The following is a 24,187-nucleotide window of genomic DNA, read 5'->3' as shown; positions in this document are numbered from 1 at the left end:
GCATCTTCTGTGGCCGTTTCGCGAAGCTCCTGCTTAAAACCGTAGAACTCTAAAAAACAATCTGAAAGCAGATCACAGCCGGCCATTGTAGCCGATTTACAGGCTCAGGCTTAAAACCGTAGAACTCTAAAAAACAATCTGAAAGCAGATCACAGCTGCTTGTGACGGATGAAACTCGCACTGTAACTTAAAACCGTAGAACTCTAAAAAACAATCTGAAAGCAGATCACAGCACTCACGTCGGTATCCACTGCCCTGTGCTGGTGTAACAACACACAATTTGGCTGATTGATTTTCTGGACGGTTTCTCTGTGGCGGTATCTGCCTAATCTTTCGTCCGCTCGTCTTCGCTGGTGTGACCGGGCAGCTCGTGGAATTTCTCGTAGGCCTCGATAATATCTTTGACCAACTTATGCCGGACCACGTCGCCCTTATTGAAATAGACGAAGTCGATTCCGGGGACTTCGTGCAGGACCTTTTGGATTTGAATCAGTCCCGATTGCTGGCGGCTCGGCAAATCGATCTGGGTTTGATCGCCAGTGATGATCGCTTTGGAACCGGCACCCAGACGCGTGAGGAACATCTTCATCTGCATCGGCGTGGCATTCTGTGCTTCGTCAAGGATAACGAACGCGCTGTTGATCGTGCGGCCACGCATGTAAGCGAGCGGTACAACTTCGATCGTGCCACGTTCGATAAACGTCTTGGTCTTCTCGGCCGTGAGCATCTCCTGCAATGCATCGTAGAGCGGACGAAGATAGGGATCGACTTTCTGTGCGAGATCGCCCGGCAAAAACCCGAGGCTCTCCCCCGCTTCGACCGCCGGTCTTGCGAGCACGATGCGGTTGACCTCGCGATTCTTCAGCGCGGAAACCGCCATCGCGACGGCGAGATAGGTTTTGCCCGTCCCGGCAGGACCAATGGCAAAGACGATGTCGTTGCGCTTGACGGCCTGATAATATTCTTTTTGCGTCGGGGTCTTCGCGCGGATGGCATCGTGGTGCGCGAAGAGAATGACGGACTCGAGATCGTCGCGAACGATTGCCTCGTTGGGACTGGTCTCAATCAGATCGAGAATGGTGGTGACATCACGCAGCGATAGCCGACCGGTCTTGGAGAGAATGAAATTCAACTCTTTGAAGACGCGCTCGACCTGTGCGACTTCCTCGGGATTGCCACGGACCGTGATGGTATCCCCGCGGGCGACAATGCTCGCATCGAACTTCTGTTCGACTAACTGGAGATACTGATCGGCCGGACCGAGAATGGCGACCGGATCGCCCGGCGAAATCTTGAACTTACGCTCGATTACCTCCACAATAATTACGAATTAAGAATTACGAATTACAAATGAAGGAATTTCGGAGGGCTTGCATTCCCATTCGTAATTCGTAATTCGTCATTCGTAATTGATTAATGCTTTCGGTGCCTGTAACCGGTAAGGTCTTTGTCCTGCTCGGTGACAGCGGTCTTGTTGATGGTAAGCTGCCAGCCCGGCTGGATGACATCCGGATTATGGATGAGCTCCTGGTTCGCGCGCCAGATCTTCGGCCATGCGAATGGATCGTTGTAGATGTCCGGCTTCTTCGCGATGTTCCAGAGGCAATCGCGATCCTTCCGCCACGTTCCGACCGTGTAGGTCGTGTTCGGCGGGATCATGCCACGCTTGAACTGAATATACCCGTTCGACAGCGCACTAACGCGGCGCATGTGGTCTGGAATCAGCACGAGCTTGTTATCGCGCAAGCTACGGATGGATGTTTCGAGCGCCTTCATTCGGTCGCTCATCTCGGCTTGCTGCGCTGGTGTCATGCTACGCAGAGCGGAAAGCTCCTGCTCTTCACGTGCAAGCTGCTCGCGGTAGGCATTGTAGCCATTGCGGTCGCTGCCAAGCATGGCATAGAGGCTCTCGCGGCACTTGGTGTTGTCGGCCATGCGCTGCTCGAGATCGGTGGATGCCTTTGCGGCATCGGCTTTGGTTTTCGAGACCTGCGAATTCAAATCGCCGATTTCGGTATTCCGAAGTTTAATGGTCGAATCGGCCTGGTCCTTTGTGAAATCCTCCGGATACTGCGCGAACGCCGCCGTTGCAAAGAATAAGGACGCCGTGGCGATAAGTAGTGTTTTTTTCATGGTCGTGTCCTTTCTTATTTCGCAGATTTCTTCATCATTCTCTTGCCCTTCATCGCTTTTTCAGGCGCGGGAGCAGGCGGAGGAGCAAGGCGCCAATCGGCAGAGTCAGCCCAAACATTTGGCCATCGGGTAAGTCCCTCTTGGGCTGCTCGGGTATCGGAGGTGCAATCGGCCAGATCGCGGTCGGCGCTGGCAAGCTTGCCCTGGGCATCGCGCAAGTTGTTCTGGGCGCTCTGGAGGTCGTTGCGCAATCCATCGCGCTGCTGATCGAGTTGATGCAGTGTCTTCATCTGTTCTTCGGTCGCTTTGTTCGAGCAACTTGCCAGCATCGGCATCATGCCGAGTGCCGCAAGCGCGAGACCCAAAGCCACGCGAGAACGTAGGGTATGTTGTAGCATATTGCTTTCCATGTTAAAGTGCAAACAGGGATTAAAATTTCCAATACAAATATCGCACATTTTTTGGGTGTACGCAAGGAAATCGAGAATTTTGATCGGGAATTAATCGCTTCCGGCCTGTTTTCGATAGGCCGGAGGATTTGGCCATGTATCGTTTTGAGACGGTTCGAGCATTTCTCATTGCGGTTCTAGTCGTCGGCTTCACTACTTCGACAGCACTCGCGCAGGGGTGGCGCGTCCCCGCCGCTGATGGCGGCTTGCAGAAGTTAAATCTTCAACCTACGACGGCCCTAAGCGGTCAGATCCTTGAGCTGCCTGAGCTTGGCGAGTTCATGCGCGATCGTAACGTCCAATCGATGGCTTTGCCAGAACTTGACAGGTTCAAATTATTGCCACCAGCTCAGGTGGGCACACCGGGCGATATTCCTCATGTTGAAATTCCACCAATCGATCTCGATACCGCATTGATCTTTTCCCAACCCGATCTCACGATATCTGAGAGCGACGGCCCTGTCTTTGGTGCGAAGGGCGATGTCATTCATGGCCATATTGTTGTTCGAGACAACGGGATTCTTCTCAAAGGCTGGGACCACGATCTCGATCCGGGGATTGTTTGGTCAGGACAAACGACTAACTCTCTAGCCTGCATTCATTTCGACCCGGACAGTTTGATCGGTGGTAACGCGGTCTTTATCAGTGACGGCCATCCTGCAGTGGGTGCACTCCGTTCAAGTTGGCCCAGGGTGCCAGTAATTGCAGGACCATTGACGCTGGACACTGTAATGTCAGAAGGCGATACCTTGAGCGGTAATATTTCAAGTGGCTTTGTCCCTCTCGGCGAAGTTTTTGGCTTCGGCGGGCAGAAGCACGATCACTACTACCTAAAAGACGGCACGCGGTACTACATGCAATACACCTGGCCCGGTCCGAACGCACCGAAGATGGAAGAGCGTGCCGGGAAGAGTAATACCTGGCTAATCGGAGAGCCTGGCAAGTAGCTTCATTGCCGCAAGCGGCGCTCTGCAAGTGCGGCAACATACGCTGGCAGCAACTCCATCGTTTTAGCCCAGAGCATTTCATAGTGCAGGACTTGCTGCGCCTGCAACCTGTCGATGGTCTTGATCGCCATCATGCGCACGAGCATGGGCGCGGCGATCCGATTGATCTCTGCAACATCGAGATCGTGCTCCACCATTAGCTGCATGAGCGAGATGAAGATGTTGCTCTGGGTTTCTCGATCGAGGTGTCGCGACTTGTAGACCTTGAGCGATTCGACTCTCTCGAACAAATATGTTTGATCTTCTCTGCGGTCGAGTGCGATCAGTAGTTCCAGCACGATCGCAGCCATCATGTAGCCTTCATAGTCGCCTTTGAAACTCGGAAACTGCCTCAGCAGACGCTGCAGTAGTCCGCCCGTCTTCTCGTCCATTCGCTTCTTTTCGCCCGGTACCACGCGGCCAGTGAAGAGGTCCGCATAAATTCGGAAGAGATTCCACCTGTCCCGAGTACCCTCAGTCTGCGAGCCAAAGGTGAAATGGCCCATCACTTTGGCCATCAAGGCGTGCGCCTCTTCAAACCGCTCCATGTGCATGAGCAAGATGAAGTGCCACTCCTGAAACGTATGCCAGTTCTGATCCCCTTCGTCAAAAAGCGTGAGCGAAGTTTCGATGACATATTGTGCATCCCTGATTCGGCGCGTTTGGACATAGCACATCAACCGAGTGAGCGCGTTGCGGCTTTTGCGAGAACGGTTTGCAAAGAGTGGATAGTCGCTGAGCAGTTTTTCCGTTTCATCGCAGATTGCCAGCGCCTCATTGTAGTCCGTCGTGACTTGCTGCGCCATCTTGCGAAGCAGAAGTAGTTTCTCTTGCAGCATAAACGTACCGTGTTCCCGCACGATTGGGGCCAATTGTGCGATCGCAGCATCGAGCATCGGGCGGATCTCAGGATGCTCCGCGCCGCTTTTGGCAAAGACCATCGTTGCCCGCTGGCTTGCTTCATCACCATCTAGAAGGGCGGACTGAAGGGTGGCGAACCGCCGCCGCTCGGCCCGGAGACGGTCGTATTCTTTCTTGTCGCCCGAGAGTGAAGCCCAGTTGAGCAGCGGTGATAGCAATGAAATAGCAAGATGCCACTGCTCCAATTCTTTTGCTTCTTCGAGCCAGGTCTTCGCCTCCGCGTTCGCGCTGTATGCCGCCGCGAATCGATGGAGGATGCGCACCCGTGCATGTCCAAGATCAAGCGCAAAGAGCCGTTGTGCCAGATCGGAATAGTTGCCCAAAGAGAGATCGAGTTCAAGTACGGAATCGACGAGAGCGGCTTTTAGCTTCCAAATAGCTCGTTGATACTGGGAGTGGGTCATCCCGGCAAGCTGCTTCACCTCATCGTCCGTGAGTCCATGGCGAGTTCTCGCAATAATGGAATAGAGCGAGAACGCACGGTCTTTCGAATCCTTGAACCTGCCCAAAACTTTTTTTGGCGCAAGTTTTTGGAAAAAATGAACCAGTTCAAAGGTTTCGATCAGCGTTTTTGAGGACTCCTGAGGCATAAGAGCGAATTTATGTTGTCTATAAGAACCAAAACACTCGGGAAAAAAGTGCGATTTTGGTAACGGCAAATTGACAATTCTCTTCCGAGTTTTGCGCTGTGTCAACGCGAAGCAGCCTCGTTCGGGGCCGCCAACGCCCCATTACGATTCAGAAAATCTCGCAAACAACTAAACGCTCTTCCCATGAAAAAAACAGTGCTCTCTCTTTCGATAGCTCTTGTGGTCACGGCAGCTTCCCCTCGTACTCCCCCTCCTACGTCAGTAGGAGGGGGCTGGGGGGTGGTCTCCCCCGCACTCACGCCCTCAACCGCTCCCGTACCCACTTGCTATACCTTCACCGTCGATAATGCATCCACGGACTCCCTCGGAACCGTGACCGTGTCTGGGACGAGTAGCTCGCAAGATTTCAACGTCACAACGACCGGCTTCTACGAGCAGAACATCTGCTTCGCAGCGATTTCGGCAACTGTCAACGGAGTGAATGTCAACTACCCGAACTCCGGCAACGTGCAGCTTCCGAGTGGCGTATGGGTCAAGGTCGCGTGGCAATCGCCGAGCCTCATTGAGATCGCAAACGAAGCTGGGACGAACGGACCGGTGCGGCAATGAGAAACAAAAAAGACCGGAGTTTGCACCCCGGCCTCCGAAGATTGTCAGTTAATCCCGTCCAGCTTCGCTCGGCGGGACATCAATCCACAAATATCGAAACAGCTATGAAAGCTAAAAGAATCAATACTCGACTCGCGGCCTTCGCCGCTATGATGCTGCTTTGTTGTAGCATGATGTTTCTTAGCATAGGCGCGCGCGCGCAATGTCCGACATGTGATTGCCCAAAGGTGCCACTAGATGATGCGCAATATGACACCACGCCAATTCCCTGGAACGGAGCCGATACCTGTGTATTTATCCCTGTAGATGCCTATGGCGACTCGTGCTTTGTAAAAATATGCTATATCTACCGCTCTACGAGCTCCCATAACTTCGACTACGCAGTTACTGGCGTATGTTGCGATCCTGGGTGTGCCCCATTTGACTCAACAATACTGCAAACCGCAAGCCAGTGGCTCATGGATAATAATCCGGCGGGCTTTCCAAGCGGAGGTCCATGCCCGTGCCCAGGGGATTGTAGCACCTGTCATGGAAACACCATCCAATGGAACGAAAACTTCATCAACTGCTGGGCTTACTGCAGTAAATGGAATTGGCAGATTTGCGACGCCCATGGATGGTGCATTGATGCCTACTGGGTCTGTGAAACTCCAACAACGCATGTTCGCAAACTTTGCTATGATCGGAGCGTGCATACAACGTGGCAGTGCACCCCCGGCGGTCAAACACCTCCGTGTGCTGGAGCGCCGGGATGGAATCCGAGTTGCTCGCCACAAGGGCCGAGCGGCGATCCTTCCGGCTGCCCATCCTGGATGCATTAATCGACTTGTCGCGGTCGGGGGGATTTCCCCGACCGCTACTTAAGGGACTTCCGCGTGTTTTACTATTAGTGCGATCTTAAATTCAAGTACCATGATTACCAAACGAATTCTGCTTTTGATGATGCTTTTGTACTCGTTGCCAGCCATCGCATCCGCACAATCGTTTTGGCTGCACCGGCCGCTGCTCGGATCACGCACCATTGGAGTTCAAGGGCAAATTGTCGCTCTTGATTCCAACGAATACCTGATTGCGGACGGTGTATCCGATTTCGAACCGCTGACGACCGATTACGGCAACACGTGGAAGTTCGTCATGGTGGACTCACCAAAATATCTGCTACGATACTCCTATTCCTATATAGGCTTTGTCCATCCCACTCACAACATGATTCTTGTCGCGTGCAACGACCATGCAGTCGGGCATCTTGTTCGCTCCACGGATGACGGGGCGACATGGAAAGATACAACCATGGGTTCTTATGTGAAGAATGAGCCGGGCAATTTCATCACGGCGATTGCGGCACTCGATAGCAACCATATCGTGATCCTTGTCGGCGACACCGTCACCTATCTTTCCAATCGTGCAATGCTCACATCGGATGGCGGAGCTTCATGGCGATCTACCCCGACACCTCCGTTTGAATATCAGCGACCGACTTATAGGCCGGTCAACCCCGCCATCACCTATCTCGATTCAATCACACTGTTGGTGGCTGCCCTCAATAGCGATCCATATAGTGTTCTTTATCGAACGACAGACCTCGGAATCACCTGGGACACCGTGTTGAGAGCGAATACGCTCGCAACGAAATTCGCCTTCATTAATTCGAAAGTGGGCTTCGCTTCGGGAATGATCATCGATTTCAACACGCTTGAAGAGACCTCCACAATCGACAAGACCACCGATGGCGGCATCACCTGGGCTCGTGTACTCACGCGGCATGTCACAGTCCATGATGGGCTGAATAGTATCGCCTTCGCCGACTCACTTCACGGTTTGGCGTGTGGCTACGAAGGGTTAATCCTGCGAACGACCGATGGAGGTACTACCTGGACTGAAATGAGTTCAGACTACACTGCAGATGCTCAAGACATCGATGAACTTACAGATGTGGCTTATCCAGATGTAAACCATGCCATGATTCCTTCATCGGATGGGGGTGTCCTAATTTACCATCCCAATGGGATCCTAAGGCTTCCGAATATCACCTATCCACACTTCAGTCCGCCGGACGTGCCGCGGACGTTCGATATTACGTGGGATCCAGTGCCGGGCGCAACGCGGTATTCCCTTACAATCGTGGGCTCAGTCGTTGCCCAAAACGACACGCTGATTGTGAGGGATACGAACATCACAACCACATCGTATCACCTGAGCAATTTGCTGGATACAAATCCAACACAGCGGGGAGTGCAATATCAGATGTACTTAACGGCGTATAACGCCACGAACGAAAGCAATACGGCGCAAAGGATTTTCATTGTACACCACACCACTGCAGACGTTAGCGCGCGTGCGCCAGAATCTGCCATGCTTACGATTTACCCAAACCCTGCGTCGGGCGAACTTACCGTGGATGGCGCACAGGCGGCACTCACGATCACCGACGCCTTGGGGCGCGCATGTGGTGTTCCCCAAAACTCTCGTACGTTCAGTGTCTCCAGGCTTCCGGCAGGAGTGTATTACGTGAGCGATGGTCATTCACGTTCGCGATTTGTCAAGCACTAGCTTCATACCAATTTCAAAAAAGGCTTATGAAAAAGATCATTTTGGTTGTCTCGGTTTTAGCCCTGTGTAGTGCATTTACTTTTTCGCCTGGCGATCCAGTGCATCATGGTCCACTCCTCGTCATTGATACGAGCAACACGAACTTCGGGTTAGTGCCGAATATCGGGGAAGTGGAGCATGCCATTGTGCTTCGGAACGAGGGCGACGAAACGCTTCACATCACCGGCGGCCATCCGTCATGTGGTTGCACTGTTGTTGCTCTCAAGGATAGTCTGGTCGCCCCCGGCAAAGAGACAACCCTTCTTATTCGATTCTCGGAAAAGAATCATCCACCTGGCGAATTTAAGAAGGAGGTTTCGATCCTTTCGAATTCTCGGGATTCCGAACAGAAAAGCTTTTGGTTTTATGGTCGCCTCTTCGCCGCCCCCGGTTCGGACACCGCCAGAACTCATACCTTCGTCAAGCATTCAGTGAAGCAATAATTGGGCATGGCTTATGGTCATGGCAAATGCCACCGTCATATTCGGCGATGTAATTCACTGCGATCCCGACTGCATTGACGTTGGATGCTCACAGTAACTATCTATTCGTCTCGGTCATAGTGCAGGAATGACTATGACCGAGACTTTCAGTACTCATCCGTGTTCATCAGTGGTATGAAAGGCTTGCCGTTTTACCTTACTTGCTTCTTGTTCGCTGCGAGTATCTGCTACTCACAACCGCATTGGACGCCAATCGGCAATGTCGATTTTCGGGCGTGTCAACAATTCGGTGAGGGCCGGATCTGCATTGCCACCAGCGGAGGCTATCTATTATGGAGCAGCGACGATGGACGGGCATGGACGCCACAAGTGCTGGACACAGCAAGCGGGCTAAATTCCATTTCATTCCTGACTCCACTCATCGGTTATGCCGGAGCAGATTCCGGACGCGTTTACAAAACGCTCGATGGCGGAAAGACGTGGGAGTGCAATGCGGTGCCGACAACACAATCGCTATGGAATGTGATTGCGCTATCGAAGGACACACTATTAGCCTGCGGAGCAGGGGGACTGATCGAACGGAGCATCGATGGTGGCGCAACGTGGAACACGATTAGTATTGGCGAACATCATCGACTCCGGAAATTCTATTTTCAGGGCAGAAGGCATGGCTATGTCATAGGAGATTCGATGGCGTTTTACGAAACCACGGATGGTGGTTCGAATTGGTCTTCAATGACACTTCCCTATAATCCAGGGTGGTACGACTTTATTGGTTCAATGGATGTCTCTCCATCGGGTGATATTGCACTCGGACTCGATTCTTTTGTTGCGATCAGCACCGATCGTGGCGCCACATGGAACAAATATGTTGTCGATAACCAAGTAACTGACCCCTCCTTCATTAAGTACTTGAACGATAGTGTCATTATCAGTCTTCATCGAAATTTCTTCTTAGAGTTTAGCACCAATAGAGGTCATAACTGGAACAGTGCTCGGCTCACATCTATCGGCTATGTGTTCGTGCCTCAGTACTTTCATGACTGTTGGCCCAGGCAAAATGGCAATCTCGTTCTATGCGGTCCGCAGGGGACGATATACGAGTTACAAGTTCCGCTCCGGCCTGATAGTACTGGTGGGTTGCTTCAGCAGTATGGTAATTCATCGAGCCCTCAAAGCGGTATCATCGCGCGTGCTGGTGGAAACAGTCGCTCGCTACGCAGCCTTGCTTCTACTTTGGACATCAGTCTCAATGGTGGATACACGTGGCACAACCGAGATGACATTACGCATAGTAACGCGATATATATTGGAATCGACTTTGACTCCGATTCTACTGGCGTACTTCTAACATCATCGAGTAGCTCATATTCGGCTTCTTACACGACAAATAATGGGGCTACCTGGTCTTACTTACCTAACGATCAGTGGATTAAACATAGGTGGGTTCGGACAGATACGGGAAGCGACGGTACGCTCTTCCTCTCGGGTGATGGACTCGTTGCATCATCAACCGATAAGGGTTATCATTGGAGTCTATGGGATTCGTGTGCCGTTGTTAAGAATAAAACCACGTCCTTCGCTGTGGGCGGCTCATTTTGGGGGCAGGATTCCGCATATCTTCATATTAAGAATGCTTCGGATTCTCTTCCGGGACACACACTTTTTCGAACCTACGACCACGGGAAGACTTGGGAACACCGAGCCATCCCGGGAGATCCAATGAACAATTGCCGCACATGGTTTATCGATCCCAATCTCGGCATCGGAGCCGATGTGGGAGGAGTCGTTCTCAGAACAACAAACGCCGGTGCAACATGGGATTCACTACAAGTCGGTTTTACAACAGGTTTATTTTCTGCTATTGCGTTCAACAAAAGAGGATCGCTTGGAATCGTAGCTGGTCACAATTCCGAGCTTTACGAAACATTCGATTCGGGTAAAACATGGATAAGAGATTTTCCGAAGCCCTTTTGCGTAAGCGGACAAAAGAATCTTACGGGCGTGTACTTCATAGACGATACGACCGCGATCGTTGAATATCCAACCTCTCTCTATCGCCGAACATTCTCTTCCAATTCTCAAAATGAGGTCGTTATTGGACGAATATTGGAGCAACATAACAAGGAGAATCTATTTCCAAATCCTGCCACAAGTTTTGTTACCATCTCTCGCAGTCTTTCGCACGTCGTCATTTTCGACCCACTCGGGCACTCATATCGTGTTCCAAATCACGATGGCACGCTGGATATCTCCTCACTTCCCCCCGGCGTCTATTACGTAAGCGATGGCACGCACCGCGCGCGGTTTGTGAAGGAGTGAGGGCATACCGCGCTCTGCCGATCATCCCGCCACTACAATTTTATGAATTCTTTGATGGGCACCTTGCGCGATGGTGGTAGAATGTTGTATGTTGTTCTGCGGGTGATAGGCACCGTTTTCGGGGAAAATATGAAGGCGGGTGTCGCTCACTAGCTCATTGACAACTTAGGCGATCTTGCGCAAATGGAGAGGGTGTTCATTAAATGACAACTCAAAAGAGAGAATTAAAGTATTACTTTAACTTTGAGCACCTATTTCCATCGGGCAATGGCGGCGTGCGCGGTTTGTGAAGGAGTGAGTGCGTGCGGTGCCCTGTTCACATCATCATGATGCGGCGGCTTCTGGTATTGTTCGGACTCTCGTTACTCGGCAGCATTGCTGCATCGTGGGCGATGCCATCGCGTGCGATGGCGCAGTCCTGGGATCCAATTGGAGCGGATGCATTTGTGGCGATTGCCGGCATGAGCGATGGTGCGCTCGTGATGATTCGGGAGCCGGGCGATATTCTTCGCAGCACGGATTTGGGCGCCACATGGCACATGGTGTACCACGGCATATCGAGCCTCACTGCGCTCGAGATCGAGCATGATACTGCGTTTGTATACTATGACAGCATCGCCGTGCTGATATCGCTCGATAGCGGGCGCACGTGGGCGTCGTTAGCAGTACCGCGCGTTTCAACTCGCGTGCAACAAGCCCATGCGTATGCTGCACCGCAACATACGCAAGCCGAAGCGTGCGGTTTAATTCGAAGCGTCGCCCAAGTGGATTCGGTGTGCTATGCCGTCGGTGAGCCAGGACTGATCTACGTATCGGATACGAGCAAGACGCAGTGGAGGCGATTGCATGTGGCGCCGTTCTGCTCCGCTGAAATCACTTCCCAGTGGATGATTGATCATCAACCGCCCCTTCCGTCTCCGCTTCGCTTCGCAGGAGGGGGAGCCGGAATTGACTTTTTCTCTGCGGCCTCGGGAGCGATCGTGCGCGATAGTCTCGTCTTTTTCACGCATGACTCCGGCACGACGTGGCAGGAAGCCCACACGGGCCTGCGAGCAGTGAGTGCGATGCTGATGATTTCCGATACGTCCGCGCTCGTTGGCGATACGAGTGGATCGCTTGTCATCGTGAGCGAATCGACGTGGCGTGCATGCGACTCACTACTTGGGACGAAACGCCCGATGGTGGAATTCGGCTGGCGCAATAAGTTCAACAGCGACATTTATGTTGCAACCGATTCCGCATTGTATCTTACGACGGCCACCTTCGAATCGGTGACAACACGCGCCATCCCCATGCGCCGGGGCGAGTACGCTCGAAGCGCGAGCTTTCCCGATCCGTATACCTGTTACGTACTGGCGGATTCAGTTACACGATTGGATACGACCACGCTAACGGATAATGTCACACACGATACGACGATCTACAGCGACACGGCGTCCATTTATCAATCCACCGATGGCGGCGCAACCTGGACGACTACCACAAGTGGTCTTGCGAGCCTTAGCCGGATCTGTTTCACATCCGCAAAGAATGGTTATGCATGTGGTGGAAGCGGTACGCTCATGTTTACGGTTGATAGCAGCCTCTCGTGGCACCGCTCCTATGCACCAACCAGGCAGGACCTCCATGCGATACGATTCGTCAATGATAGTGTCGGCTATGCGGTAGGTGATAGCGGCACAGTATTGATGACGCAGATCCGCGGCCGATGGTGGCGTCCGGTGGCACCCGAGCCGCTCTTCACACATCCGGGTACATCCTACCGGAGTCTGACATTCCCGGATGCACGACATATTTATGTGCTCGGCGCTGACCGCGGCATGGGTGCTGGGCGCAGTTACCGGCAAACGATTCGCGAGCCGATGACCGGCTTTCGGTTAAGCCGCCGCCGAACACCACAGAAGAACACTCTCGCGATCACGGCCTCGCCAAATCCTTCGAACGGCACGGTTCACTTTACGATCACGTCGAAGCAGACATCGGAGGATGGTGCGAGTCCCACGCTTGTCATCAGCGATGCCGCGGGCCGGACGATCGAGCAAGTGCAGGACCTCGCTGCCAGCATGACGAACACCTGGGTTGCGACGGCGGATTTTTCGAACCTTACGACGGGCGCCTACACCGCGATTGCCACGCTCGGCGGCGCTTCAGGTCTGTGCAAATTCACGATCGCGCATTAATTTGAAATGCGTGAGGAAGCAACGGCACGCGCCGCGCGCGGTTTATGAAGGAGTGAAGAGCCCACAGTGAATTCGCAGAATGATCTGTGTAACTTTGGTGCTGCCTGCCGTGTCGGGTTAACAGGTGGTTTTCCATGTTCATGTCTAAGAGTTGTTTCAAGAGCTATTCGCTGCTTTTCGCACTTTCAATCGTGTGCCTGACTGCTGCGTCAGACGCGCGGCGCCAGTATTGCCTTACTCATTCGGAGAAGGTTGCACTATCGCTATTACTTCTTGGCCATCGACGGCTCGGGCGGCGTAAAGGATTTGCATGTATGGCTCCTATTTTGCTGTAGCTTTGCTCGGTCGGTTAAATCAATCTCCATTAGTAAACAAGTACTATGTACACTCAGACACCCGCAAGCACAAAGCTCCATCTTGAGATTATGAAGCGATTCCACATTGTGCTGTGGCAAATCTTAACGTTGAGAATCATCATGCTTGTCAGTCTGCTGCTCATCATATCGAAAATTGGCGCAGCACAGTGCGTGTGGGAAATCACGGACACTATAACCGGAGCGGACAATATCTGGAACTTTCAGATTTCATCCCATGGGAATGTCTGCACCGTCTGCTGCGTGGTGATGGATTCAGTCTCCGGACAGTATCATACCCTCTTTTGGAGAAGCGACGATGCGGGCCGCACGTGGAGAAAGCAAGACCCGCACCTATCGAACAGATTCATCACCTCACTGACTCAGGCGGATTCTCTTTGCGCAATTGCTGTGGGCGATAGCGGACTGATCTTGTCAACGTATGATGGTGGAGAGAATTGGGGTGTCGAGCCGAGTCCCGTTAAATCGACTCTCTCCCAAATTAGTTGTTCCTCGCGAGAGAGCGGTATTATTGTTGGCATCAAACCCATCACGATCCTGATTCACAAGGGGAGCTCCTGGGAAGAGGTACCGTTTACGCCAGACTGTTACCACGGACCAGTGCCCAACTTATCTCCCGATTATGAAGGGCAACTCTATTGCCATTCATACGGCGGGAACAAGTATCGGGTGGTCGGCAATGGGTATTACTCGGATTCACTACTCGAAACCGTGGTTCCGCTTTATACCACCACGGATGGCTGGCACACAGTCGATTCAGTTTTTGTGCCCTTCTGGCCGGAGCGGGATACGGTCTTTCATACATACTTCAACGGCTGGATCGAATCTCAATTCAGCAACACCGATACCCTGATGGTCCTTGGTTGGAATAGTCACACTACCTCAGATCGACAGAAGAATGGCGTGATCGCGCGCACATTCGATGGTGGCCAACATTGGGATCGGATTGTGGACACGGGGAAAGCGACCTTTGGGTTCTTCGATATGTCACCAATTTCAAGTCCAATGATGTCGCGGTTGTCGGATACGTCACGGCTGTACGCCGGCTTTGGGATGTACCGCACCAGCGACTATGGGTCAATCTGGTCCCTTGACAGCCAGCAATTTATTCCTTCGATCGATCCGAAATCCTCTGGCAAAATAGGAATGTTTCGATCGACCATCACGGCTGATGGCTCTATGATCGGAGCGTTTATGTTTAACAATTATTGGAAGACCGCGTTTCTTGCTCGGTTGAGCAGCAACGGAAACTCAAGCGTATCGAGTTCTTTGCAAACGTCGCAGGCAACGAGTGTTTATCCGAACCCCGCATCTTCGCTCCTCCACATCGAGTCGTTCGGTCTGCTGCTCACGATCGTTGATCCGCTCGACCGCTCGTGTGAAGTCCGTAGAATTGGGGATGCACTTGACGTCTCCAAGCTTTCCCCCGGTGTATATTACGCGAGCGATGGCACGCACCGCGCGCGGTTTGTGAAGGAGTGAGCGTGTGCAACCTGGGGGAGCGCGTTCGTTCGGTGACCAAAGAGCCGGAACTCATGGGTACGGGGCGTGGGTTCTTTCCCATTGCTAAGATGGGCACCACTATTGTGGAAGCATGAGATATGAATTATGGAATGTGAAAGAGGGGCCGTTCATTAAATTACAATTCAAAAGAGAGAGACCGTGAATTCTCAAGAACGGGCAATTTTGTGAAGAAAAAAGCGGCTTTTCATTAACTTTGAATTTAAGAGAGAAATTAATTCATAATCACAATGTGCGAAATGGGCATGGGGCGAAGTGATTGTGGAACCCAACGCTCGTAGTTTTTTGTACTCTTTAGCCGCGAGTGAACTGTGACTCGCTGGTGGGATGAGCAATCATCCTGGGGAGGATGAGCGATCATCTTGGATCGGTCAATTTTTTCAGTCTTTACGTAATTCTGACTATGAAATCTCGCATCGTTTACGCACTTCCGGCTTTCGTTCTGGCGGCCGTCGTCGCCCTGCATAGCTTTGTGCCGAGCGGCCAGTTCAACCCCGGCCAGTGGCTATCGTCTGCATTGTCGTCATCGCTGCAGGCTGCGACGCCTGTACCAGTTGATACGACGAAGAAAGGCGCACAAATCTCGATCAAGGATGACAGCTACGATTTCCATGACATCGAGCAAGGCACGAAGGCCGAGCACTTTTTTGACATCAGCAACACTGGGACCGACACACTGGTGATCCTCGGCACACATCCCTCCTGTGGTTGCACGGCGGCGATGATGGACATGAGCCGCATACCACCCGGCAAGACGAGCCGGTTGCATGTGACGTTCGATGCCAATGGTAAGCCGGAAGGCCCGATCTCCAAGAGCGTGACGATCACTTCGAATTCGAAAGAAAAATCCGACGCAATGGTCCGCATTCAGGGCCGCGTTGTCAAGTCCAAGCTCGCGCATAAGATCGCGATGCATTTGGACGGTATGTTCCAGGGTGATTGTGCGAAGTGCCATGTCGATAAGGGCAAAGGCGAACTTGGCGCAAGACTTTACGAAGCGGATTGCGCCATCTGCCATGGCGCCAAGGCCGATGGCAAGCCAGGTCCGGAACTCGCCAGCGAGGCAATGATGAAGCACTCGCCGAAGCAATGGAAGACGATGATCGAAGATGGTATTGCGAACACCGGTATGCCCGGGTTCCACACCAAGAATAAAGGTCCGCTGGGCGATGAAGAGATTGCTTCGCTTGTCGAATACATGGGTGCCTTCAAGAAGGAAGCGGAACGCAACAACATGTTGAAGTCACTCTCTCCTGCGACGGGTGCGGATGCAACGAACAATGCAGCCATGAGCACGAAATCGGCCACGGCGAAGACTGTCGTGAAGTCGACGACCTCCACGAAATCTACAAAGAATTAAGATTCGCCTCTTCGAGGCACATGTCGAAAGCCGTGACTGCAAGATAGTCACGGCTTTTTGCATCTAAAAGGAATCAGGATCTAAGCGGCCCGAATACCGGAGTGTATCGCAACAATACCGGCGGTCAAGGTCTGGAATTGAACATCACGAAATCCAGCGTCCTCAATCAATTTGGCAAGCGGTTCGAGATCCGGGAATTTTCGAAGTGAATCCGGCAAGTAACGATAGGCTGATTCATCGCCAGCAAAGAGCTTCGCAAGTCTTGGTAGCAGCCAGTCGAAATAGAATCGGTAGAGTTGCTTCATGGGGAAGACCCGCGGCCGAGCGAGTTCCAGATTGACAAAGACACCGCCCGGCTTCAGCACGCGATGAATCTCTCGAAAGGCAATGGGAAGACTTGTAAAATTTCGAGTACCGAATCCTATGGTAACGCCATCGAAGGTCTGATCAGCGAACTCGAGCGCCTCAACGTCACCACGCTCGACGATCAGCATGAGATTTCGCGCCGACGCCTTTGATCGAAGAAGGTCAAGCATGGGTTCGGCCAGGTCGATCGCGGTGATCTCTGCATTGGGCATCTGCCGAAGTGCTTCGAATGCCAGATCGCCGGTACCGCAAGCGACGTCGAGAATATGCGGCTGTTCAGGACTCAGCATCCGATCCTGCAGTAATCGAATGGCTTTTCGGCGCCAGGCACGATCGAATCCGGCCGACAGAAAGTGATTGAAGAAATCATAGCGTCTGGCGATGCGAGAGAACATCCGCTCGACGTAATGCTTCTTATCCTGTGGTGTGGCGAAGGAAAATTCTTCCGGCATTCATACCGTAACACGCCTCATATCAAATTCCTCATTCCTAATTGAAGTGATTTATTCCTCTTTCAGCAGTTCGATCAAATCACTCACCACGGCACTAGCGGTTGGCAGACTGCCCGCGCCCTTGCCATACAAGACTTGTGGTCCGGCGTTGTGGCACTGGATTTCAAGAGCGTTGAACTCATCCCGTGTATGCGCGAAAAGATGGGTCGTTGAAATCAGCTCGGGCTTAACCGAAGCTCGAAGCGAACCCGACGCATCTAGTTCAGCACTCGCGATGAGCTTAAACGTTTGCCCCCCGGATCGTGCTCGCACGAAGTCCTCGCTTGTGATGTGCTCTATCCCGTTGGTCTCGATCTCCTGTGGCAGGACATGGCGTCCAAATGCGTGATAGATCAGTACCGATAGCTTCTGTGCCGCGTCCGCGCCGGAAACGTCGAGCGTCGGATCGGCTTCGAGAAATCCGCGCCGACGAGCTTCATACATAGCCGCTTCATATTCTGCACACGCACCATCGGTGCTCACCTGACCCATCATTGTGAGAATGAAATTGGTGGAGCCGTTGACGATTCCGCGAATGCCCACAATGGTATCGCTTTGCTTGATTTCATCTAATGCTCGCAACACCGGTACACTTCCGCAGACGGATGCGGAGTAATACAGGTTCACGCCATTGCGCTCTGCGATGGATCGCAATCGCGGCAGCTCATGTGCGAGCACAAGCTTGTTGGCAGTGATCACATGCTTTCGCGAGCGAAGCGCCGACTCGATGACTGCTTGCGCTTCATACCGTCCGCCGATGAGTTCGAGCACAACATCAATTGAGTCATCGTCGAGTAATGTTTCCCTGCGGTCAGTAACAATCGCCGAAGGAACAGGAATTTCGCGCGGCTTTTCCATTTCGCGCACACAGATGCCAGCAATTGTCAGTTCGACGCCAAATTGGGAATGGAATTCCTCGCGCTTCGCCTCTAATATCTTCCAGACACCCGTGCCGACAACGCCAAATCCGAATAAGCCGAGGCGCAGTCGCTTAGTACTCCTCGCTTTGCCTCGGAGAGTAGTGGGTTCAGCAATATCATAGCTCATGCCACACGCTCCTCTCGAAGAGTAACTCGTTCTACAAACGGTTTCACAATTTCGGTCAGCGCTTCGGTATCGATCAGGAAAGAATCGTGACCATGCAGGGCCACCAGCGTTTGATACTCTCCTCGAGGAAATCGTGCGGCGAAGGCTGCTATTTCATTAGTATCGTAAACGACATCAGACGATACTCCTACGAACAATGCTTGCATATCCGGAAGCGAATGAGGAAGTTCATATAACTCCATAGCGCGCGCAAGTGTGAGATAGGAATATGGTGAAAAGCGCTCGACGATCTTATCGCCTTGATGCTCAAGATATGTCTCAACCTGAAACTTGTCACCGATAAGTTCGCGTCCAAACCGCTCGTTGAATTCAATGCTCGAACGGTAAGTCGTCATGGCGAACTGTCTGGCAAGCCATAAGCCTTTCTTCAATTTGTCACGATCCTTCAGCGTTGGATCGAAGGAGGTGATGGTCTTTCGAACGGTCGAGCCAAATGCTATGCGCCAGGCGGATTGTGAACCACTGACGGCGATCGGCACAATAGCGCAGAAGCGATCCGAAGCAAGCGAAGCAAGCTCCAGGATGACCATGCCGCCCAGTGAACCTCCAATCGCGAGCTGCACGTCCACGATGTCTAGTTCGTCCAATAAACTCAATATAGCCTTCGCCATATCCCGCGGTGTGATTTCGGGAAACGATGCAAGGTACCCTGTGCCTGTTTTAGGATTGATCGACTCTGGACCAGTAGAGCCATAGCAACTCCCAAGAAGATTTGGACAAAGAATGAAGTGCTGTGCGGGATCGAGAAGCTTCCCTTCTCCAATCAGTCCGCCCCACCATTCGTGCGCCGACGGCCAACCTGTAAGTGCATGCAGTACGAGTACGACGTTCGAACGATTCGTAACCAACTCGCCGTATGTATCGAATGCGATTTCGACATCAGGAAGCAAGACACCGCTCTGTAACACAAAGGTGGCATTGCGCAGCGTGATTCGTCGCTTGTTGTGATTTAACATGCGATTGCCTCCACCACCGTGTCTTGAAGGATATGACTACCAACAGAGGCCAGCGCCTGATCGAGATCCGCAATCAAATCGTCCACATGCTCAATGCCGATTGAAAGGCGAATGAGATTGTCCGTGATGCCCGCGGCTACGCGAAGTTCTGGCGTCATCGAGGCGTGGCTCATCAGTGCGGGTTGTTCGATGAGCGATTCGACACCGCCAAGCGATTCTGCCAACGTAAAGAGATGTGTGGAGCGCAGCACTTGCTTGACATCTTCGATGTCTTCACTCCGCACGCGAAAGCTAACAACTCCGCCGAAACCCGACTGCTGCGCTTTCGCAATCTCGTGTGTCGGATGCGATGGCAGGCCTGGATAAAACACTTCGGCAACTCGTGGATGCTGTGCGAGAAACTCCGCGACGGCCTGCGCGTTCGACTCGTGCTGTCTCATGCGAACGTGAAGCGTCTTCACACCACGAAGCACCAGCCAGCTATCGAATGAGCCGGTCGTCGTGCCGAGCGCATTGGCGAGGAATTGAAATCGCGCACCTAACTCCGGCGTCCGCGAAATAACCGCACCGCCGACGACATCCGAGTGACCATTGAGCCATTTCGTTGTGGAGTGGACCACGACATCCGCGCCAAGCGCAAGGGGCTGAAAAAAGAATGGCGACAAAAATGTATTATCGACCGCAACGAGCACCCCATAGACTTTTGCGAGCTTCACAAGCGCGGCAACATCGACTACCTGCAGTAGTGGATTGCTTGGCGTTTCAATCCAAAGGCACGCAGTGGTCGGCTTAACCGCGGCTCGGACCGAATGCAGATCGCTCAGATCGATGAACGACACGTCGAGCTTGCCTTGATCGGAGAACAGCTTCAGCAGCCGGGCTGTGCCACCATAACAATCATGCGTCGCGATGACATGTGCACCAACGGGAAAATGTGAAAGCACGGTTGCGATCGCTGCCATGCCAGTGGAGACTGCTACGGCTCTGGCGCCGCCCTCCAGTTCGGCGAGAACATCCTCCAAGGCTTTACGAGTCGGATTACCACTCCGGGTATAATCGTAACCGGTGGACTCACCAACTTCGCGAAACCGAAAATTTGAAGTCTGATACAGTGGTGTTCCGATCGAGCCGTATTGGTCGTCGGTCTTGGTTGTGCGAAGAATCGTTCGTGTTTCGAGCTGCATGAGTGTTCGTGTATTAAGGTGTCACTCATGAGAACGGCCGAGGATTGAAACCGTGACCATTAGGCCACGGAGACGGAGCGTCCAAACCGTGACCTAATGGTCACGGCCACAATCCGGTAGGCTGCTTTAAAAGCAAAAATCCTATCCGGAAAGAGGTACCGAATAGGTCTGTGACAGATCGCGTGCCGCGAGGCAAGAATCATCATCAAAGCTTCGGCTCATCTTTCCCAGACCATCTCACGACGGTGTTGGCAGGAGTTAGCACCTGGGCTTGAGTTTCCCTAAAGAAATTCTCAACGGTTGCTACAGTGTCTTCGGGCCTGATCCCTCGACTGTTCTCGATGAGTGTCGGCAAGTTAAAACGCGATGCGGGCGTAATAGTTTCGAAGGACACTCAATTATCCTACCGACGAAAAGTCTGGCGGCATGACAAGCGCAGGAGGAATTTCTTTTGTTCAGCTATCCTTATTACCGCATGACCTTCAGACGCTTTATTCGGCGCGAGTGGCTACAGTTGATTATTCTGATTGCACCATTCGCAATCATCCCATTCATTTGGAGCTTGTTGCCTGCACAGGTCCCGACACATTGGGGCTGGCGGGGCAAGGCTAACGGCTGGATGTCCAAGGACTTCGGAGCATTCATGCTCCCGGTCATCAACGTCGCGATCGCCCTACTTCTGGGATTGGCCTCACGCATCGACCCAAAAATCAAAAAGCAAGGTGGGACCTCAAATACAATCCATAGATTGCGACTCGTTATCACCAGCTTTTTTCTGATCTTCTTTGTGATTAATATGGAGATTGCGCTCAGCATAGAGACTCCGTTCGCAAGTATCGTGGACATGCACCGTGCGCCGATCTTTGCTATCGCATTGTTACTGATGCTCGTTGGGCATTACTTGCCAGGCCTTCAGCCGAACTACTTCATCGGCGTGCGCACACCATGGACGCTTGAGGATCCGGAAAATTGGCGGCTCACTCACAAAATGACCGGACCATTGTGGGTGATCTCCTCGATCGCATTCCTGCCGATCTATCTAATTGCACCATCCAGCGTAGCGCAGGCCGTATTCATCGCCTATCTTGGCATCGTAATCATCTTGCCGATTTCGTATTCGTTCTGGATCTTCTTGCGGACCAAGCGCGCATTCGCGAGAGTCCCCCGCTCATAATTGGATCCTCATATTCGCTCGTCCGTGCCCAAGCATGGTGAATCTATTTGCGGCCATATTTCAAATTTACCATTTTTGGATATCTAGTTAAGTGGTATCATGGGTGGAAAAGTGGGGACCAAGTACAAGGTTGCGAATTGGCCATTGCTTGTCTGATTCTGACACAGATCCATCGAGAATTCCGAGAACGGGACAGGTAGCCCGTCGACAGATTGGCGTTTGCGAGCTGGAAACGTCAGTTCTTGAATTGGCACAGTCTTTAATCTGAATCGAACTGGCAAACTAAACTAGAGACTCACCTGAAGCTTCAAACGAGCTTCTCACAATGAAGGCACCGGGAGGGCAAACCCGGTGCCTTTCAGTTTTTAAATCGTAAATAGCGGGGTTTCCCGAGCCTTGCAGAAACCTTTAGCCATTGGGATGTGTCGGTCATTCATGATGAATCGTGTTCTCGCCGCCATCTTGGGCATTCCCTTGCTGTTCTCGTCCGCCTCAAATATGGCCCTCGCCCAACAGCAAGTGTTGCCATCCAAACGCCCCTATACCGTCATTTCCTATAAGCTCTCGATGGATTGGCGTCCGATGTTTCGAAATAAGAATGAGCTTTTTAGCGGGATGAACGAGATTACGGTCTCGACAACACAATCCGAGATTGTGTTCGACGCAATGGAGATGCGGATCGATTCGATAACGGTCAGCGGGAGGTCTGTTACGCCAGTTCCGCAGCCCGTTGACGATACGCTCACGGTGCAATTAGGTACGCCCAACCCGTCGCCGTTTCCGATCAAGATATTTTACACCCGAACGAGCGATACGAACGATGCGATGTTCTTTTATCCAAAGGGACTTTATGTCGGCAAAGGTCCCATTGGCGATTCCGTCTTCGTCGAAGAGGATCTGGCCTACACAATGAGCGAGCCCTCGGACGCGCATAAATGGATGCCGTGCAATGACGATCCCTATCAGAAGGCCAATTCCTCTATTAGTATTACCGTCCCGGCCGGACGAAGTGCACAATCCAACGGTACGTTGCAGTCGACCGACACCAATGGTGATGGATCACTCACATTCAACTGGGTAAGCGATCGACCCATTGCTACATACCTGATGTGTGCGAGCGCGAGCACTTGGGCCGAGTGGCGTGACTATTATCATCGCGTTTCCAATCCTTTGGACAGTGTACCCGTCGTTTATTTTGCCTGGCCAGCGGATTACGCAGCGACTGACACAACCGGCATCGCGCATAATGCACGGTATGCATTCCGCAATACCCCAGGGATGCTCGAAGCATTCAGCCGGCTCTTCGGGGAATATCCGTTCTTACAATATGGACAAGTGCCAGTGCAGCCGTTCGGCTACGGCGGCATGGAGCATCAAACGATGACGACGATCGATCGATCGATTCTTCATGGCCGCGATGAAGATGTGATCGCGCATGAGCTGTTCCATCAATGGTTTGGTGATAAGACGACCTGCGAGACTTGGGCGGATATTTGGCTCAATGAAGGATTTGCTACACTCGGAGAGGCACTCTGGGAGGAGAGCCGTCGCGGCCGAATTGGTTACGACTCCATTATCTCTGGCAAAGCACACGAGTTCTTTCATCCGTACAACAACTCCATAGTCAACAACATCGCGATCTACAATCCGCCAGTTGCAGGAATGTTCGCTGAGAATTATTTGACGGTGTACAACAAGCCGGGGCTCATGCTTCACATGTTGCGCCGCATTCTGAACAATGATACCTTGTTCTTCAATACTTTGCGCGATTACTCGAACGCATTCGCCTACACCACGGCGAACACCTTCCAATTCATGGACTATGTCACGACGCGCGTCGGCGCGCTCGCGCCTATGGAGCTATCGACATTCTTCAACCAATGGCTTTTCTGGCCCGACTGGCCGCAGTATAATATCGGCTGGAAACAATCAGGCAATAACCTTCTTTTCCACATATCGCAGACGCAGAACCCCTCGCATATTTATACGGAGCCACTGCGCTTCTATGCCATCTCGGGTCTGGATACAATGCTCGTCACGTTTGTGAATGACAAGCAGTCCCAGCTTTTTACCGCGCAAGTAAACAAGACCATCAACAAGATAGTCTTTGATACAGAGGCAACCACTCTCTCGCAGGTCATTGTCGGACGTGATCCGTCCCTCGATGTCCAGGCAGGAGCCGATCAGGCAGGATATCTGCGCGTGCAAGTGGAGCTTGGCTCCCTGACACTCATGTATGCCCCGGTCATCGGTGATCACGCAGAGCTGGAAATCCTTGATGTTCTCGGGCGCATAATTGAGCGGCATACTGTTGCAACCGGTAGCACAACGCTGTCGTTTTCCACGCAGGCGCTTGCCAGTGGCGTTTATTTCATTCGCATGAGCGATGGCGCTGGCGAACATACTGCAAGTTTTCAGGTCGAGAAATGACA

The 24,187-nt window shown here is 52.3% G+C and carries 18 protein-coding genes, 1 CRISPR repeat array and 1 riboswitch (1 of these 20 running past the window's edge); of the genes, 10 read left to right on the top strand and 8 right to left on the bottom strand.

All coding sequences use genetic code 11. The features are described from left to right. Positions 1-233: direct repeats of the CRISPR family, unit length 47 nt; unit sequence CTTAAAACCGTAGAACTCTAAAAAACAATCTGAAAGCAGATCACAGC (it extends 506 nt beyond the left edge of the window). A gap of 92 nt (positions 234-325) precedes the next feature. The 3 genes from Q8902_06800 to Q8902_06790 all read right to left on the bottom strand — a co-directional run bounded on the left by Q8902_06800 (position 326) and on the right by Q8902_06790 (position 2,531). Beyond that, entirely contained in the window at positions 326-1,318 is a 993-nt protein-coding gene (locus Q8902_06800; protein MDP4199261.1) for a PhoH family protein, read from the bottom strand. A gap of 95 nt (positions 1,319-1,413) precedes the next feature. Then, complete coding sequence (locus Q8902_06795; GenBank protein ID MDP4199260.1) at positions 1,414-2,133, bottom strand: LysM peptidoglycan-binding domain-containing protein; 720 nt, start codon at positions 2,131-2,133, stop codon at positions 1,414-1,416. A gap of 14 nt (positions 2,134-2,147) precedes the next feature. After that, a complete protein-coding gene (locus Q8902_06790; GenBank protein ID MDP4199259.1) occupies positions 2,148-2,531 on the bottom strand; it encodes a hypothetical protein in 384 nt (127 codons plus the stop codon). 146 nt (positions 2,532-2,677) lie between these two features. Here Q8902_06790 and Q8902_06785 point away from each other — a divergent pair, with 146 nt between their 5' ends. After that, a complete protein-coding gene (locus Q8902_06785; GenBank protein MDP4199258.1) occupies positions 2,678-3,529 on the top strand; it encodes a hypothetical protein in 852 nt (283 codons plus the stop codon). A 2-nt stretch (positions 3,530-3,531) separates the two neighbouring features. Here the strand turns inward: Q8902_06785 and Q8902_06780 are convergent, their stop codons facing one another. Continuing rightward, positions 3,532-5,079, bottom strand: coding sequence for a hypothetical protein (locus Q8902_06780; GenBank protein MDP4199257.1), 1,548 nt, complete (start codon positions 5,077-5,079; stop codon positions 3,532-3,534). A gap of 183 nt (positions 5,080-5,262) precedes the next feature. On the opposite strand from Q8902_06780, the gene Q8902_06775 reads away from it, so the two are divergent. The 7 genes from Q8902_06775 to Q8902_06745 all read left to right on the top strand — a co-directional run bounded on the left by Q8902_06775 (position 5,263) and on the right by Q8902_06745 (position 16,477). Continuing rightward, complete coding sequence (locus Q8902_06775) at positions 5,263-5,688, top strand: hypothetical protein (GenBank protein ID MDP4199256.1); 426 nt, start codon at positions 5,263-5,265, stop codon at positions 5,686-5,688. Between the two features lie 912 nt (positions 5,689-6,600). Next, entirely contained in the window at positions 6,601-8,238 is a 1,638-nt protein-coding gene (locus Q8902_06770; GenBank protein MDP4199255.1) for a T9SS type A sorting domain-containing protein, read from the top strand. Positions 8,239-8,264: 26 nt separating this feature from the next. Next, positions 8,265-8,720: a DUF1573 domain-containing protein gene (locus Q8902_06765; protein MDP4199254.1), complete on the top strand. Its 456-nt coding sequence runs from the start codon at positions 8,265-8,267 to the stop codon at positions 8,718-8,720. A 174-nt stretch (positions 8,721-8,894) separates the two neighbouring features. Next, a complete protein-coding gene (locus tag Q8902_06760; GenBank protein MDP4199253.1) occupies positions 8,895-11,042 on the top strand; it encodes a YCF48-related protein in 2,148 nt (715 codons plus the stop codon). A gap of 326 nt (positions 11,043-11,368) precedes the next feature. Continuing rightward, positions 11,369-13,222, top strand: coding sequence for a hypothetical protein (locus Q8902_06755; protein MDP4199252.1), 1,854 nt, complete (start codon positions 11,369-11,371; stop codon positions 13,220-13,222). A gap of 380 nt (positions 13,223-13,602) precedes the next feature. Then, positions 13,603-15,078, top strand: a complete 1,476-nt coding sequence (locus tag Q8902_06750) for a hypothetical protein (protein MDP4199251.1) — start codon at positions 13,603-13,605, stop codon at positions 15,076-15,078. A 442-nt stretch (positions 15,079-15,520) separates the two neighbouring features. Beyond that, on the top strand, positions 15,521-16,477 hold the full coding sequence (locus Q8902_06745; GenBank protein ID MDP4199250.1) for a DUF1573 domain-containing protein: 957 nt from the start codon (positions 15,521-15,523) through the stop codon (positions 16,475-16,477). An 80-nt stretch (positions 16,478-16,557) separates the two neighbouring features. On the opposite strand, the gene ubiE is transcribed toward Q8902_06745, so the two are convergent. The 4 genes from ubiE to Q8902_06725 are packed head-to-tail and all read right to left on the bottom strand — an operon-like array spanning position 16,558 to position 20,581. Then, positions 16,558-17,295, bottom strand: a complete 738-nt coding sequence (gene ubiE, locus Q8902_06740; GenBank protein ID MDP4199249.1) for a bifunctional demethylmenaquinone methyltransferase/2-methoxy-6-polyprenyl-1,4-benzoquinol methylase UbiE — start codon at positions 17,293-17,295, stop codon at positions 16,558-16,560. 51 nt (positions 17,296-17,346) lie between these two features. Beyond that, positions 17,347-18,381: a homoserine dehydrogenase gene (locus tag Q8902_06735; GenBank protein ID MDP4199248.1), complete on the bottom strand. Its 1,035-nt coding sequence runs from the start codon at positions 18,379-18,381 to the stop codon at positions 17,347-17,349. Next, positions 18,378-19,397 (bottom strand): homoserine O-acetyltransferase, encoded by a 1,020-nt coding sequence (gene metX, locus Q8902_06730; GenBank protein ID MDP4199247.1) that lies wholly within the window; start codon positions 19,395-19,397, stop codon positions 18,378-18,380. The genes Q8902_06735 and metX overlap by 4 nt, the downstream gene beginning before the upstream one ends. Then, positions 19,391-20,581, bottom strand: a complete 1,191-nt coding sequence (locus Q8902_06725; protein MDP4199246.1) for a PLP-dependent aspartate aminotransferase family protein — start codon at positions 20,579-20,581, stop codon at positions 19,391-19,393. The genes metX and Q8902_06725 overlap by 7 nt, the downstream gene beginning before the upstream one ends. A 215-nt stretch (positions 20,582-20,796) precedes the next feature. After that, positions 20,797-20,929, bottom strand: a riboswitch (SAM riboswitch). Between the two features lie 127 nt (positions 20,930-21,056). On the opposite strand from Q8902_06725, the gene Q8902_06720 reads away from it, so the two are divergent. Further along, on the top strand, positions 21,057-21,755 hold the full coding sequence (locus Q8902_06720; GenBank protein ID MDP4199245.1) for an SdpI family protein: 699 nt from the start codon (positions 21,057-21,059) through the stop codon (positions 21,753-21,755). Between the two features lie 498 nt (positions 21,756-22,253). Continuing rightward, entirely contained in the window at positions 22,254-24,185 is a 1,932-nt protein-coding gene (locus Q8902_06715) for a M1 family aminopeptidase (GenBank protein MDP4199244.1), read from the top strand. Positions 24,186-24,187 lie beyond the last annotated feature (2 nt).

The sequence above is a fragment of the Bacteroidota bacterium genome (assembly GCA_030706745.1).
GTDB lineage: Bacteria > Bacteroidota > Ignavibacteria > Palsa-1295 > Palsa-1295 > PALSA-1295.
This window is presented reverse-complemented; position numbering and strand designations above follow the sequence as displayed.